The sequence below is a fragment of the uncultured Alistipes sp. genome, assembly GCF_963931675.1.
In the GTDB taxonomy this organism is placed as follows: domain Bacteria; phylum Bacteroidota; class Bacteroidia; order Bacteroidales; family Rikenellaceae; genus Alistipes.
This window is the reverse complement of record NZ_OZ007039.1, coordinates 1,400,188-1,415,317: the sequence shown is the minus strand read 5'-3', so window position 1 is coordinate 1,415,317 and position 15,130 is coordinate 1,400,188. Positions and strand designations below refer to the sequence as shown.

At 54.3% G+C, this 15,130-nt stretch carries 12 protein-coding genes, 1 tRNA gene and 1 pseudogene; 8 read left to right on the top strand and 6 right to left on the bottom strand.

Translation table 11 applies throughout. The features are described 5' to 3' along the window. The first annotated feature begins 31 nt into the window (after positions 1–31). Together ABGT65_RS06050 and ABGT65_RS06045 are read left to right on the top strand one after the other, a co-directional pair. Positions 32–2,257, top strand: coding sequence for an inorganic phosphate transporter (locus ABGT65_RS06050; protein ID WP_346700555.1), 2,226 nt, complete (start codon positions 32–34; stop codon positions 2,255–2,257). Positions 2,258–2,410: 153 nt separating this feature from the next. After that, complete coding sequence (locus ABGT65_RS06045) at positions 2,411–2,977, top strand: DUF4924 family protein (protein ID WP_346700553.1); 567 nt, start codon at positions 2,411–2,413, stop codon at positions 2,975–2,977. Positions 2,978–3,203: 226 nt separating this feature from the next. Here the strand turns inward: ABGT65_RS06045 and ABGT65_RS06040 are convergent, their stop codons facing one another. The 3 genes and pseudogenes from ABGT65_RS06040 to rpmH form a co-directional block, all read right to left on the bottom strand. Further along, on the bottom strand, positions 3,204–3,698 hold the full coding sequence (locus ABGT65_RS06040; protein WP_346703064.1) for a GNAT family N-acetyltransferase: 495 nt from the start codon (positions 3,696–3,698) through the stop codon (positions 3,204–3,206). Between the two features lie 117 nt (positions 3,699–3,815). Next, positions 3,816–4,247 (bottom strand): annotated as a pseudogene (locus ABGT65_RS06035) (GNAT family N-acetyltransferase); the annotation flags it as partial. Positions 4,248–4,331: 84 nt separating this feature from the next. Next, on the bottom strand, positions 4,332–4,493 hold the full coding sequence (rpmH, locus tag ABGT65_RS06030; RefSeq protein ID WP_010261331.1) for a 50S ribosomal protein L34: 162 nt from the start codon (positions 4,491–4,493) through the stop codon (positions 4,332–4,334). A 226-nt stretch (positions 4,494–4,719) separates the two neighbouring features. On the opposite strand from rpmH, the gene murA reads away from it, so the two are divergent. Then, positions 4,720–6,042, top strand: a complete 1,323-nt coding sequence (gene murA / locus ABGT65_RS06025) for a UDP-N-acetylglucosamine 1-carboxyvinyltransferase (protein WP_346700551.1) — start codon at positions 4,720–4,722, stop codon at positions 6,040–6,042. Positions 6,043–6,114: 72 nt separating this feature from the next. Beyond that, positions 6,115–6,699: a thymidine kinase gene (locus ABGT65_RS06020; protein WP_346700549.1), complete on the top strand. Its 585-nt coding sequence runs from the start codon at positions 6,115–6,117 to the stop codon at positions 6,697–6,699. Positions 6,700–6,828: 129 nt separating this feature from the next. Here ABGT65_RS06020 and ABGT65_RS06015 read toward each other — a convergent pair whose 3' ends face one another. The 3 genes from ABGT65_RS06015 to ABGT65_RS06005 form a co-directional block, all read right to left on the bottom strand. Continuing rightward, complete coding sequence (locus ABGT65_RS06015) at positions 6,829–8,373, bottom strand: sulfatase-like hydrolase/transferase (RefSeq protein ID WP_346700548.1); 1,545 nt, start codon at positions 8,371–8,373, stop codon at positions 6,829–6,831. A 252-nt stretch (positions 8,374–8,625) separates the two neighbouring features. Then, the gene (locus ABGT65_RS06010; protein WP_346700546.1) at positions 8,626–9,318 is read right to left on the bottom strand and encodes a tetratricopeptide repeat protein; all 693 of its coding nucleotides are present in this window, start codon (positions 9,316–9,318) and stop codon (positions 8,626–8,628) included. Then, positions 9,299–10,771, bottom strand: coding sequence for a carbon starvation CstA family protein (locus tag ABGT65_RS06005; protein ID WP_346700544.1), 1,473 nt, complete (start codon positions 10,769–10,771; stop codon positions 9,299–9,301). Before ABGT65_RS06005 ends, ABGT65_RS06010 begins: the two co-directional genes overlap by 20 nt. Before the next feature lie 151 nt (positions 10,772–10,922). On the opposite strand from ABGT65_RS06005, the gene ABGT65_RS06000 reads away from it, so the two are divergent. The 4 genes from ABGT65_RS06000 (at position 10,923) to ABGT65_RS05985 (ending at position 15,087) form a co-directional block, all read left to right on the top strand. Then, positions 10,923–10,994, top strand: a tRNA-Thr gene (locus ABGT65_RS06000). Between the two features lie 143 nt (positions 10,995–11,137). After that, positions 11,138–12,238, top strand: coding sequence for a site-specific integrase (locus ABGT65_RS05995; protein WP_346700542.1), 1,101 nt, complete (start codon positions 11,138–11,140; stop codon positions 12,236–12,238). Between the two features lie 109 nt (positions 12,239–12,347). Next, positions 12,348–13,511, top strand: a complete 1,164-nt coding sequence (locus ABGT65_RS05990; RefSeq protein WP_278964211.1) for an IS4 family transposase — start codon at positions 12,348–12,350, stop codon at positions 13,509–13,511. 583 nt (positions 13,512–14,094) lie between these two features. Then, positions 14,095–15,087 (top strand): LacI family DNA-binding transcriptional regulator, encoded by a 993-nt coding sequence (locus tag ABGT65_RS05985; RefSeq protein ID WP_346700541.1) that lies wholly within the window; start codon positions 14,095–14,097, stop codon positions 15,085–15,087. Positions 15,088–15,130: the final 43 nt, after the last annotated feature.

Below are 15,130 nucleotides of genomic sequence, written 5' to 3'. Positions count from 1 at the left end.
AATTTGCTCAGCATTTGCACTGAATTTCAGCATGAGTGACATCTACACCTTCATCGTCGGGATTCTGGGTATTCTCGCAGTTTCCGGACTCTTTGTCGGCGTGACAAACGACGCCGTAAACTTCCTGAACTCCGCAATCGGTTCGAAAGCCGCTCACATGAAGATCATCCTTGCCGTCGCATCCTTCGGCATCATCATCGGAGTCGTAACCTCCAGCGGAATGATGGAGGTCGCACGAAGCGGCATGTTCAACCCCGGACTATTCACCTTCCACGAGGTGATGATGCTCTACCTCGGCGTCATGTTCGCAAACGTCATCCTCCTCGACCTGTACAACTCCTGGGGACTCCCCACATCCACGACCGTGTCGCTCATTTTCTGTCTCCTGGGATCCGCCATCGCCGTATCCATCTACAAGATCTCGAACGACCCCGCACAAGGCATCACATCCCTCGGACAGTACATTAACACCTCCCGAGCGATGGGTATCGTCTCCGCGATCCTCCTATCCGTGGTCATCGCATTCACCTGCGGAACCATCGTCATGTACATCTCGCGGCTCATCTTCTCATTCCGGTACACCGCGGTATTCCATCGGTACGGGTCCCTCTGGTGCGGAGCCTCGCTCACGGCAATCATCTACTTCGCCGTGTTCAAGGGTCTGAAGTCCATCCTCGCAGGGCACGCCTTCATCCAGTGGATCGACAGCCACCTGCTCCTCGCCATCTTCATCTGCTGGGTCATATGCTCCATGACGCTCTTCTTCATCCAGCGCCTCAAGATCAACATCCTCCGCATCACGATCCTCTGCGGAACCTTCGCCCTGGCCCTTGCATTCGCAGGTAACGACCTCGTCAACTTCATCGGCGTACCCGTAGCCGGATTCGACGCATACTCCATCGCCCGACACTCCGGAGACGCCGGAATGCTCATGGAGGCTCTCAACGAAAACGTGCCCGCAAATTTCCTCATCCTGCTCGCGGCCGGAGCCATGATGATCCTCACGCTCTGGACCTCCAAGAAGGCCATGCACGTCACTGAAACCGAGATCTCGCTCTCGGCGCAGGGCGATGAAGGACAGGAACAATACGGTTCGTCGCTCTTCTCCCGCACGATCGTACGCGCTGCTCTCAACATCAATGCGGGAATCGAACGGGTCATCCCCCCGAAAGCCCGGGAGGCAATCTCCCGCCGTTTCGAATTCGAGGATGTCGAGCACAGCGGGGCCCCCTACGACATGATCCGAGCCACGGTAAACCTAACTACGTCAGCCCTTCTGATCGCCATGGCCACCTCGCTGAAACTCCCCCTTTCGACCACCTACGTATGCTTCATGGTCGCCATGGGTTCCTCGCTCGCTGACCGGGCCTGGGGGCGCGAAAGCGCCGTGTACCGCATCTCAGGCGTCATGACCGTCGTCGCAGGTTGGTTCATCACCGCGCTCGGAGGATTCCTCATCGCACTGGTCGTCGGTTTTGCGCTCATCTACGGCGGAACACCCGTGTTAATCATCATCACGATCCTCTGCGGATGGATGCTTATCCACAGCAACTTCCTCAAGAAAGACAAGGAAAGTACCGCTGTCCGCCAGCAGATCCGAACCAACGAGGACATCATCACAGACCTCCGCGACGAAGTCTGTGCCACGATGGAGTCCGCCACGAAGATCTACGACCGCACGCTCATCGCCGTATTCAAGGAGAACAGAAAGGTCCTCCGCGACATGGTCAAGGAGTCCAACGACCTCTTCTACCACTCCCGCGAACGCAAATATTCGCTCCTCCCCACCCTCAAGAAGCTCCAGGGCGAGGATGTCAATACCGCCCACTACTACGTCCAGGTCGTCGACTACCTCAACGAAATGACCAAAGCCCTGATGCACATCACCCGCCCGGCATTCGAGCACATCGACAACAACCACGAAGGCATGTCGATGGAACAGACCCGAGACCTGATGTCGATCAACGACGACGTGGAATCGATCTACCGACGCATCAACCAGATGCTGCGCGAGGGCGACTTCTCCGAAATCGAAACCGTACTCACGATGCGCGACCAGCTCTTCGAGTCGATCGCCGAGGCCATCAAGTCCGAACTCACCCGAATCAACGAGGCCAAGTCCAATACCAAAGCCTCGATGCTCTACCTCACGATCCTGACCGAGACCAAGAACATGGTGCTCCAGTCGCGCAACCTGCTCAAGTCCCAGCAATACTTTCTCAAACACCTCTCGGGACCCAAAACCTGGATCAAATAGAGTGCGGGGGGGGGTAGCGTGGAGAGAGACGAGTGGCGACAGGAAAGAGGGGAAAAGAGAGGAAAGAAGCGGGAGACGGGAGGCGGAAGACGAGAGGCGGAAGGCGGAAGGCGGAAGGCGGGAAACGAAAGAAATGGGTAAAAAATAAACAACATGGATATTGCCAAAGCCAAACGGCGCGAGAATATCGCTGAATACATCCTCTACCTCTGGCAGCTGGAGGACCTGTTGCGGGCCCTGCAGTTCAGTCCCGAGGCTATCTTCTCGACCCTGATCGCGCCCCGCAAGGATATTGCCGAAGAGCAGAAACACATCTTCCTGCTCTGGTACCTCGACCTGGCAAACCTCCTCCAACAGGAAGGCAAGGAGGAGAAGGGACATCTCGAACACACGCTGCATCTGATTCAGGACCTGCACGACCTCCATCTCCAATTGATGAAACTACCCGTCGGGGAGCATTACCGACACACGTTCGCACGGCTCGAACCCGAATTGCCGCGCCTGCGCGCCGTAATCGGGAATCCCGGCATGAGCGATACCGAACTCTGTTTCCGGGCCCTCTACGCCGCCATGCTCTACCGCATCAAGGGTGAAGGCAACAAATCCGCCGTCACAGACACGTTGGAATTCATCTCGCCGGTGATTGCCGAGTTGGCCGATCTCTACGGAAAGGTCGAGCGGGGTGAAATCGACCTCTTCAAAAACGACCCCGAGGCATAACCGGGGGGGGGTGGAGAGAGGCACAATCCGAGAAGAGGCCGTAACCCGAGAAGGGAGGAGCCAGGGAGGGACCAGGGAGAGGCCAGGGAGAGGCAAAGCCCGAGGAAGGAGCACAGTCCCGGGAGGAGACGCAACCCCGGGAGGAATATACGAAAAAGCGGAACGGTCAGACCGTTCCGCTTTTTCGTATGCCGGGGAGATGTCGACCGACAAGTATGCCCATCGGTTATTCGAGATCCAGCCCCATAATGTAGTCATTCATATAAAAACCCTCGCCGATCGGGAAATCCCCTTCACGCAGGCGGCGCATCCCCATCCGTTCGTAGAAATGCAGCGCCCGGTTGTGGCGGTTGACGTTCAACTCCATGCGGCAGGGACCCGGACAGTTCGTCCGGACATGCTCCACGGCCCGCTGGAAAAGCCGTCGCCCGATACCGGAACCCTGACAGCGGGGCAGCACGTAGATCTTCTGCAGGTGGAAAAGGCGCTCGCCTTCCCGTTCGACCGATACGTAGCCCACCGGATCGCCGCCCTCAAAAGCCAGGTAGAAGCAATGCCCCTCGCGGAACTGCTCCCGAAGACTCTCCTCGGAGTACATCCACGCCATCATGTAGTCGAGCTGCGCCGGAGTCAGGATCTCCCGATAGGTCGCCGGGAAGGCAACTCCGGCAACCTGCCGGATCAGCGGAATGTCGGATTCGGCGGCCCGGCGCAGGGTAATGCCCTGCGAGGCCCGCCACGCCTCGCGCGTCAGGTGCCAAAGCTCTCCGGTGTGTTGCGATCCGTCGGAGCAGACCGGCAACGCCGCTTCGGTCCGTACGTAACCGAAACCGCACTTCTCCAGCACCCGCCGCGAAGCACGGTTGTCGGGAAAGCAGCTGCCCCACAATCCCGTAAGGCCCAGCGTCCCGAAGGCATGGCGCATCAGTTCGCTCAACGCTTCGGGGATCAATCCCCGGCCCCACCAGACGCTTCCGAGCCAGTAGCCGACTTCGGCTTCGGATGCTCCGATCGGGAAATGGGCCGATGCCGGGAAGAGCAGACCCACGCATCCGATCGGACAATCCGTCCCGCGCAGAGCCACGGCATAGGTCTCCGGAGCCGAAAAGACCGTCCGGATCACCTCGCCACTCTCCGCCTCACTCCGGTGCGGAGGCCATCCCGCGGCAGGACCCACCTGCGGATCCCGGGCCACGGCAAAAAGCGCCGCGGCATCCTCCGCCCGCCACGGGCGCAAAACAAGTCGTTCGGTCGAAAACTCAATCTTCATGATTCGGATTCCCTGCAAAATTCGGAAAAATCAAAAAAGCCGGCTCCCCGCGGAACCGGCCTGTCGCTCTCTGCCTGCAACAAACTATGCGTACTTGAACGTCGACTCGTCCGATACCGTCAGCTTCTTGCGGCCCTTTGCGCGGCGCGCTGCCAGCACCTTGCGTCCGTTGGCCGTAGCCATACGAGCACGGAAACCGTGCTTGTTGATCCGCTTCCGACGCGAAGGCTGGTAAGTTCTCTTCATTGCCATAGCTATCTGTTTTTTGTTGTTTCTGACATTTTTACGGATTGCAAAAGTACAACAAAAAAATGATCCGCAAAAATTTTTCACGAAAATATTTCATCCGGACAGGCAAAAAGCCCGAAATCCTATTACCTTTGTAGAAAAAGCAACAGTTCCGGAAACCGTCGGCAATCCGGCCGCCGCTCCCGGAACCCGTGGCTTCAAAACCCATTAACCGAGATCCGAAATGGCTATATTCAAGGTCGAAGGAGGCCACCGTCTCCACGGGGCCATAACCCCTCAGGGCGCCAAAAACGAAGCCCTCCAGATCCTTTGCGCGACGCTGCTAACACCCGAGCGCGTCGTCATCCGGAACATCCCCCGCATCCTCGACGTCCTCCAACTCATCGAACTCCTCCGCCGAATGGGCGTCATCGTCGAACAACTCGCTGACGATACATACGCCTTCCAGGCACGCGACATCGATTTCGAATACCTCCAGACCGACGACTACCGCCAACGCTGCTCCCGGCTGCGCGGATCCGTCATGCTCATCGGACCCATGCTCGCTCGGTTCGGGGTCGGGTACATTCCCAAACCCGGTGGAGACAAGATCGGCCGACGGCGTCTCGATACCCATTTCCTCGGATTCCAGAAACTCGGAGCCAGGTTCAATTTCGACATCGCAGACGAGTTCTTCATGGTCGAGGGCCGGGAACTAAAGGGCACCTACATGCTCCTCGACGAGGCGTCCGTGACCGGTACCGCCAACATCGTCATGGCCGCCGTCATGACCCCCGGCGTCACCACCATCTACAACGCAGCCTGCGAACCCTACGTACAGCAGCTCTGCAGGATGCTCAACCGCATGGGCGCGAAAATATCCGGAATCGCATCGAACCTGCTGACCATCGAGGGCGTCGACGCCCTCGGAGGCACGGAACACACCCTCCTGCCCGACATGATCGAGGTCGGAAGCTTCATCGGAATGGCCGCCATGAACCGCTCGGAGCTCACCATCCGAAACGTCTCCTACGAGAACCTCGGCATCATACCCGCCCAGTTCGCACGCATGGGAATTCAGTTCGAACAGCGCGGAGACGACATCTACATCCCCCAGCAGGACCACTACAGCATCGAAACCTTCCTCGACGGATCGATCATGACCATCGCCGATGCCACCTGGCCCGGGTTGACCCCCGACCTGCTGTCGATCTTCCTCGTCGTCGCCACACAGGCAAAGGGCGCCGTGCTGATCCACCAAAAGATGTTCGAAAGCCGTCTCTTCTTCGTCGACAAACTCATCGACATGGGGGCGCAGATCATCCTCTGTGACCCACACCGCGCTACGGTCATCGGACACGACCACCGCATCAACCTCCGAGCCACACGCATGACATCCCCCGATATTCGCGCCGGAGTCGCCCTGCTCATCGCCGCCATGTCCGCCGACGGGGTCTCCACCATTCAAAATATCGACCAGATCGACCGCGGATACAAGGATATAGACCTGCGGCTCAACGCCCTCGGCGCCCGAATCGAGCGGGTCGACGAATGCGCCGTCCGATAGTAACCCGGACCATCCGCCCGGACAAAATCCGGATACCGAAAAACAAACGTTAAAAACGCTCTCAATACTCGTATGTTCCTCGAAAATGCCAGCCGAAAGGGTTGGATCGAAGTCGTCTGCGGATCGATGTTCTCCGGAAAGACCGAAGAGCTGATCCGCCGCCTGAAAAGGGCGCAGTTCGCCCACCTCAAGGTCGAAATCTTCAAACCCCGGATCGATGTCCGCTACTCCGAGGAGGAGGTCGTCTCGCACGACGCAAACGCCATCCGTTCAACGCCCGTCGAATCGCCCCAGAACATCCTGCTGATGACCGCCGACGTCGATGTCGTCGGAATTGACGAGGCCCAGTTCTTCGACGACAGCATCGTGGAGGTCTGTCGGCAGTTGGCCGACAGCGGCGTCCGCGTCATCGTCGCGGGGCTCGACATGGATTACACCGGCAAGCCATTCGGGCCCATGCCCGCACTCATGGCCACGGCAGAATACGTCACCAAGGTCCATGCCATCTGTGTCCGTTGCGGGAACCTCGCACACCATTCGCACCGCCTCACGGCCGACGAAAAGCAGGTCCTGCTCGGTGCGCAGGACAGTTACGAGCCCATTTGCCGCCACTGTTTTCGGGAACTGCGCCTCGCTGAAGAGAAGTGTCGGGAGTAATTCCGCACCGAAATCGGAAGAGCCACCCGCCCATCGAAAAAATCCCTGACGTATGATTACGTCAGGGATTTTTCCTGCAGATCTCGGGCCGCAGCCCCCAGTACTCCGGGGCCGAGACCCAGCGACCGGCTATTTTACCGTCGAAGCCACCGCACCGCGGACCTCCGCCAAACGGGCTGCCAGTTCGGCAACCACTTCCGGATGCTCCGCAGCCACGTTATGCTGTTCGCGCGGATCCCCGGTCAGATCGTAAAGCTGCGCCTCCGGAGAGTTTCCGAGCTCGGTCTTCGTCCAGAACTCCAGCGCCGGGCCGTCGCTCGGCTCCAGGTACTTCCACGGCCCCGAAATGATCGCAAGCGTATTGTTCAGGTTCTGCTGCACGACGTACTCCCGGTCGCTTTGTCCCTCGCCCAGCAGTTCCGGCAGGCGGTCACGGCTGTCCGGGGCTGCCGCCGCGGGGAGATCCACCCCAGTCAGCGAAGCCAGCGAGCGGTAGACGTCGATCTGTGAGAACAGGGCGGGTTGTACGCCCGGCTGCACGCGCGCCGGCCACCGGACAATGAACGGAATGCGCGTCCCCGCCTCGTAGAGACTGTATTTCCCGCCCCGGTAGATCCCCATCGGGGTGTGCCCGTTCAGCAGTTCGAGCGCCTGATCCTGGTAGCCGTCGTCGATCACCGCCCCGTTGTCCGACGTGAAGATGAACAACGTATTGTCGGCAATCCCCAGGCTGTCCAGCGTCCGCATCACCTCGCCGATCGTCCAGTCCAGTTGCAGAATCACGTCACCACGCGTCCCCAGGCCGCTTTTGCCCGCAAAACGAGGATGCGGAACTCGCGGGACATGCACGTCCTGCGTACCCATATAGAGGAAGAAGGGTTCGTCCTTGTGCCGGGCGATGAAGCGCGTGGCCTTCGCCGTAATCGTGTCGGCAATGTTCTCGTCAACCCACAACGCAGACTTCCCGCCCGTCATCCAGCCGATACGCGGAATGCCGTTGATGATCGTATTGTTATGCCCCTGGCTCGGTTTCAGCTTCACCAGCTCGGGGTTCTCCTCGCCCGTCGGCCAGTCGCCCACCTTGTGGTCGTAGCTAACCGTGATCGGATCCTCTGGATCCAGCCCCACCACATGGCCGTTCTCGACAAAGACGCACGGGACACGGTCCACCGTCGCCGGAATCAGAAACTCATAGTCGAAACCGATGTCGCGGGCGCCCGGGCGGATCTCCGTATTGAAATCCGTACCCCCGACCGGTCCCAGACCCAGATGCCATTTCCCTACGGCCCCGGTCGCATAACCCGCATCATGCAGGGCATCGGCCAGCGTATAGCAGGCCGTATCGATGATCAGTTCCGAGTTTCCCGGGGCAATGCCCGTATTCTGCTGGCGCCACGGGTACATGCCCGTCAGCAGCCCGAAACGGGACGGTGTACTCGTCGCAGAGGTGGCGTATGCGTTCGTGAAACGCTGGCCCTGGGAGGCCAGACGGTCGAGATTCGGGGTCGAGATCTTCGTCGCTCCATAGCAACTCAGGTCTCCGATCCCCAGGTCGTCGGCGTAGATAAAAATCACGTTCGGACGGCTCGGCGACGTATGCGGCGCGTCCCCGCAGCCCTGAACAAGGGCCGCAGTCGGCAGGACAGCCAACAGACAGCAGTTTCTGGTTTTCATAATTTCTTAAGTATTAAGGTTTGTTCACATTCTCTCCATCGGAGATTCGGAGCGCTCCGGCTGACCGACAGGATGCACTCGTTGTACAGGTTCGGATCTCTCCCGCCTCGTCCAACACACCTCCCGGCCCGACATCGGGGCTCTTCATGCTCGATATCCAAACCTTCTGTCCTCAAAACCGGGCTCCAGCGACACACAACACCCTTCCACCCTCACGCCTCGGCACTCTCCCATATTTCTCTCGGCACGGCCTCAACGGGAGGCCCGCAGCGCTTCGATAAAGACCGGCCACAGCGACCACAGATTCTCGGTCTGAAGCCACAACTCCCGGGCCTGCGCCGCGGCCGTAGGGTGTTCGCTCTCGATGTCCCGCAGGTACTCCGCGTCGGCCGGATGCTCCGCAGCCGTAAACTCCGCAAACCACGGCGCAAAGTGGGTCCGGAAACGTTGCAACTCCCCGGCCGGCAGCAGGCCGTCCCGCCGGTAGGCCGACCACAGCAACAGGATCTCCCGGGCCGGAGACTTGTCCGAAACATCGTTGATCACCTCGTCGAAAAGTTCATCCTCGCCCATGGCCAGATAGTCGAAGGCCAGCAGCTGGCTCCCCTCCAGGTGATCTTCCGGATCGAGATCCAGCAACATCTCCAACAGGGCCGCCGACATCTCGAAGTCATTGATCAGAAAATGGTCGATTGCCGTGGCGCGGATCAACTCCAGAGCCGCACGCGAATTGCGGTGGCTCCATTCGAGATTCACCTCCTCATCCTCGGGAATGAGCTCCGCAAGGCGCTGGAAAGCCTGGAAACGGGCATTACAGGCACCTTCGACATCCCCCTCCTCCTGCATCCGGCGCGTCTGGTCCAGCACCTGTCCGAAATCGTAGGGACCGCTCCCCACCACCTCGAAAGTCTGGTCGGCCGTGGGTTCAAGCCTTGCCTTTTGCATATTCACAACGGATTTTGACGATCATCACAATAAAAACTGCCAGCGTGAGGACCCCGCCCAGCAGGTAGGCCAGCGGACGACCCGTCATGCCGAACATCAACGGCGAGACAAACACATAGCTCCCACAGACATAGGTCATGATCAGCGCCGGGAGCAAACCCACCCAGACACCGCGGCCGCGACGGCACAGATACACGACGATCATCCACAACGTGACGGCGGCAAGCGTCTGGTTCATCCACGCAAAATAGCTCCACATCGCCTGGAACGGCAACCCGAAGATGATCAGCAACCCTATGGCGAACAACGGAATGCTGATATAGATACGCTTGCGCAACGAACGCTGTTCAATACCCATGAAATCCGCCACGATCAGACGTGCCGACCGGAATGCCGTATCTCCCGAAGTGATGGCGCAGGCCACGACACCGAAAATCACAAAGCCCGCCAGGACCGGGCCCAGGGTCTTCGTGGCGATGATGTCAACCAGGATCGCCGCAGAACCCTTGTATTCGGCAATGGCGGCATTCAGTCCCTCAACGCCTCCCCAGAAGGCCATGCCGACGGCTGCCCAGATCAGGGCGATGACCGATTCGGAGATCATCGCCCCGTAGAATACCGAACGGCTCTCCCGTTCGTTGCGCATACAGCGCGCCATCAACGGCGACTGCGTAGCATGGAAACCCGAAATCGCCCCGCAGGCAATCGTCGTGAAGAGCATCGGCACAATCGGGAAATTCTTGGCGTCGGAGATGCAGTTCCGCAGGGAGGTCAGTTCCGGAATCGTATAATCCCCGCTGAACAAAAGCACGAAAAGGATACTCAGGGCCATGAACAGCAGCGCAAATCCGAAAATCGGGTAGATTCGCCCGATGATCTTGTCCACGGGAAGCAGCGTCGCGGCTATGTAATAGAGCAGAATAACCCCCAGGATGATCAGCAGCAGCCACGAAAAATCCCCGAAGGCCGTGACCTCCAGCGACGGAATGTCAAGCCGGTTGGCGATCAGCTCCGCAGGCTGCGAAAGAAAAACCGCACCCACAAGAACCATCAGTCCCGCAGAAAAAAGGCGCATGATGATTTTAACCTTGTCCCCGAGGTAACGCCCCGTGATTTCCGGAAGGCTCGCACCGTCATGGCGCAACGAGATCACGCCCGAAATGAAATCGTGCATCGCGCCCATGAAAATACCTCCCAGGGTGATCCACAGAAAGGCCACAGGTCCATAGGCGGCACCGAGAACCGCACCGAAAATCGGGCCGAGACCTGCAATATTGAGCAGTTGAATCAGAAAAATACGCCAACGGGGAAGCGGTACGTAGTCCACACCGTCGTAAAGCCGATTGCACGGAGTCTCCGCCGAAGGGTCGATTCCGACCAAACGCTCCAAATAGCGTCCATAAGTGAAATAGGCCCCGATCAAAAGAGCCAGACAAATCAAAAAAGTAATCATAAACAGCTATCAGGGTCTGTGTGAATGCGAATATAACAAGATTTGAGAGAATTTTTACAAAATTGTTGCGAGAAAAAAATTTTTTTCTGATATTTGCAGTCCCGAAGCGAACGGTAGGGCATAGAACCGAAGTTCCTCCGGGCTGTTGAAAGCCGAATTAGCTCAGCGGTAGAGCACTTCACTCGTAATGAAGGGGTCCCGAGTTCAAATCTCGGATTCGGCTCTCAAAATCAAGAGGTTACGATTTAAGTAGCCTCTTTTTTTGTGCCGTTTCGAGAGTGAAAAAGGGGCAAAAAAGGGCTTCCGAGCGCAAATGTTACACATAAAATTCAGACGCCCCGTGTTGTTTGCCTAATACGCAAACACATGAAAATCAAAACAATCTGTCGAAGCGAGATCATTTACAAAAACGGCAAATCCCCTTTGGCGATCCGCTTCACCCACCAACGAGCCCACAAACTCGTCTCGCTCGGCATCTCCGTAGAGCCGCATTACTGGGACAAAGAAGCCGAAATGCTGACGGCGGATTGTCCCGATCGTGCCGCCCTGCAAAGCAAGATCGACGGCACATTAACAGGATTTCAGAAGAAGATCAAAAGGCTGGAGGCGTTGGATATTCCTGTAAACTTCGATACGCTGTTTGAGGTAAAAACCGCCCATATCGCAGGAATCACCATCGAACAAGGATTCAACGAGGAGATCGAACGGTTGGAATCGCTCGGCAAGATTCATTCGGCGACCAAACACCGATATGCCCTGCAAGTGTTGGAAGGCTACAAACCGACCAGCATGGCCATGGAAGCCATCGACCTCGACTATCTGAAAGGGCTGGAACTATACCTGCGGAAACGCGGCAACAAGGACAACAGCATCGCCACACGGTTCGCCATCTTCAAGGCCATCTACAACAAGGCGGTCAAAGAGGGGCGGATCGAGACCAAACAAAATCCGTTCAGCCTTTACCAAGTGGGCAGTTTGTGGGCCAAGACCCGCAAACGAGCCATCGACAAAGAGGACATCCAACGGTTGATTGATCTCGAAATTACAGAGGGACATACAACGGAGTACCGACAACTTGCCAAGGATTTATTCCTGTTCTCCTACTTTACGGCAGGAATGAATTTCGGAGACATGGCACGGCTACGTTACAAGGACCTCATAAAAGGCAGAATCTATTACTCCCGTCACAAAACCCAGAAACTGCTATCCTTTCAGCTCGTGCCGAACGCCTTGCAGATTATCGGGAAATACAGCAGGGACAACCACGCACAAGAAGATTATATCTTCCCGATTCTCGACCGAGCGGAACACAAGACCGCACAGCAGATTTTCAACCGCATCCATAAGGTGCTGGCAAAGATCAATCGGGAATTGAAAGTGCTGGGAGAACAGATCGGATTGGAGGTTCCATTGACGACCTATTGCGCAAGGCATTACTATTTAGAACATCTCACTACTGTCCCGTAAAAGTGGATAAATAGTTCTTTGAAATTATTGAAATATAGTCAATTACACGGTTTTTTGAAATGAAACGGACTTGATTTTGCAACTTTGCAGTCTAATACAAATGGCTGCTATGTTCCAAGACAAATACGTATTCTCTCAATTAACCGCTTTTCTGAACAGGACTCAGTTCAACAACTATGTTCGCAAGTATGATGGCAACAGATATGTGAAACATTTTACTTGCTGGAATCAGATGCTCGCGATGATGTTTGGACAACTGAGTAACCGTGAAAGCCTGCGAGACTTAATCGTTGCTTTCGAGGCGCATAGGGCCAAGCAATATCATCTTGGTTTAGGTCGTGAACCGATAGCCAAAACAACTCTTGCGACAGCCAACCAGAACCGTGATTACAGAATCTTCGAAGACTTTGCATTCTATATGATGAAGGAAGCCTGCGAGAAGCGGACGACCAACATCCTTGACATTTCCGGAAAGAAATATGCGTTTGATTCAACAACGATTCCGTTGTGTCTTGCAACATTCCCATGGGCAAAGTTCCGAAGCAAGAAAGGAGGGGTGAAAGCTCATGTCTTATACGACATTGAAGCACAAGTTCCTGCTTTCTATACCGTAACCACTGCTTCAAAGCATGATTCCACAGCAATGTCTTCAATCCATTATGAACCAAATGCTTATTATATATTCGACAGGGCTTATGACTCCTTTAAAGAACTCTATAGGATACATCTTACAGACTCTTTCTTTGTTGTCAGAGCCAAGACAAACTTAAAGTATAAGACAGTCAAATGGAAGCGAAGAATGCCAAAGAACATAATGACAGATGCGGAAGTGAAACTGACCGGATATCTCTCCGAGAAAAAATATCCTGAGTCATTCAGACTCGTCCGATATTACGACGAAGAGGATGACCGTGAGTTCACTTTCTTGACGAATGCAAAACAACTTTCTGCACTGGATGTCGCCAATCTTTATAAGAAAAGATGGTTAATCGAGCTGTTCTTCAAATGGCTCAAGCAGCATCTCAAGATAAAGAAATTCTGGGGCACAGCAGAGAACGCTGTTCGCATACAAATCAGTGTGGCTATTATCACGTACTGTCTTGTGGCTATTGTCCAACATGATATGAAGTTGAAACGTTCAACCTATGAAGTTTTGCAAATTCTCAGCATATCATTGACTGACAAAACCCACTTGCGTGACCTGTTCGACAAGACTAATTTCAATGATGTCAAAGATCTAAATGATCCCCTGATTCCGGGGCTTTTTGATTAATTGTTTAACTCGTCCCATTTTAACGGGACACTAATGAGAACATCTATTGAATGACAGGCACTTATAGGCGTCTAACAGTTAATAGATAACGATTTGGAGACGAGCGAGATTCTCTGGATTGCTCGATTCTGCATAGTCAAAAAACGCTTCTTAAATATAAAAATAGAGAATAAAACTATTTTCTCCAAATTCATAATACGGCCACAGAGAACCAACCTCAATGAGGAGTTGTTCCTGCGGCTAATGGGCAAAACGGCCAGGGATAAGAAATCGTACCTGACGCTGGTGCCGCGGATCGACCTGGATCGGGAATTATTCCTCGAGAGTAGACTATATAGTACAAAACTTAGATCAACACGCCGCGACGTGTTGACCTGCTATATTGCATATCTGAAAGAACTGAGAGTTCCTTCCCAGACACTCTTTTTGAGGACATTTCCTCTTTTTGCTATAACGTTTTTGCTAAAAATGTTTGAATATTGCAAATTAATATTTATCTTTGCCAGTGTCGCTTTATGGCAAATTGTTACGAATATAAAAGAGTAACGCCCACATGACTGACCGGAAGACAAAAAAAGTTTCATTGAAAGACATCGCACGACAAGCCGGTGTTTCGACGAGCCTTACCTCTTTTGCTCTTAACGGCAAAGGCAAAGAGCACCGGATTAGCGAAGAAACAGTTCGTCACATTATACAAATCGCTAAAGATCTCAATTATAAGCCCAATATTGCAGCGAAAAATCTGCGTAGCGGAAAATCAGGCGTTATTGGCGTGGTTATTCCGGATATCTCCAACATTTTTTTCGCCCAAATTGTTCGGAGTATGGAGGATGTGGCGGCTCGACTGGGTTACACGGTTTTTTTTGGAAGTTCCGATGAATATGCCCAAAAACTGCAAGATCTTGTCGAAAGCCTTATAAATCGCGGCGTAGATGGATTTATCATTGCGCCATGCGAACGCTCGGAAAAGTTTATACATCAATTAGTTAACAGCAACATACCCATTGTACAATTCGACCGTCCCTATAAAAATATTGAAAGTAGCTATGTTACACTTAATAATCATAAAGCAGCATATTTAGCTACCAGCCATTTGATTGAAGCAGGGTTTTGCCGCATAGGTATGGTTGCATACGACATCTCTTTATCTCATATGCAAGAACGAATCGAAGGATATAAGGCAGCCATGGAGGATCACGGGCTCAAATCTGAGATATGTATAGGTTTTGCCAAATCAGACAACCTCCGTAAATCAACCGCCAAAGTAATTGCAAAGATGAAAGAAAAGGGGATTGATGCTCTATTTTTTGCAACCAACACCATCTCCGTAGCTGGTCTTTATGCAATTAGTGAACAAAAAATAGCCATTCCCAGAGAACTCGGATTAGTCGGTTTTGATGGAAGCGATGCTTTTGAATTATGTTCGATTCCTTTATCCTACATCAAGCAACCCGTAGAGAAGTTATCGAAAAAAGCAGTCGAGATATTGGTAAACATGTTGGAAGAAGAAAATCGAGCTATTCAATGTGTTCAGATTGATGGTGAATTAATTGTTAATGCCTCATCTTCTTGTTGATATTTTTTTGATATTGCGCTAAAACGATATAGCAAAAAAAACA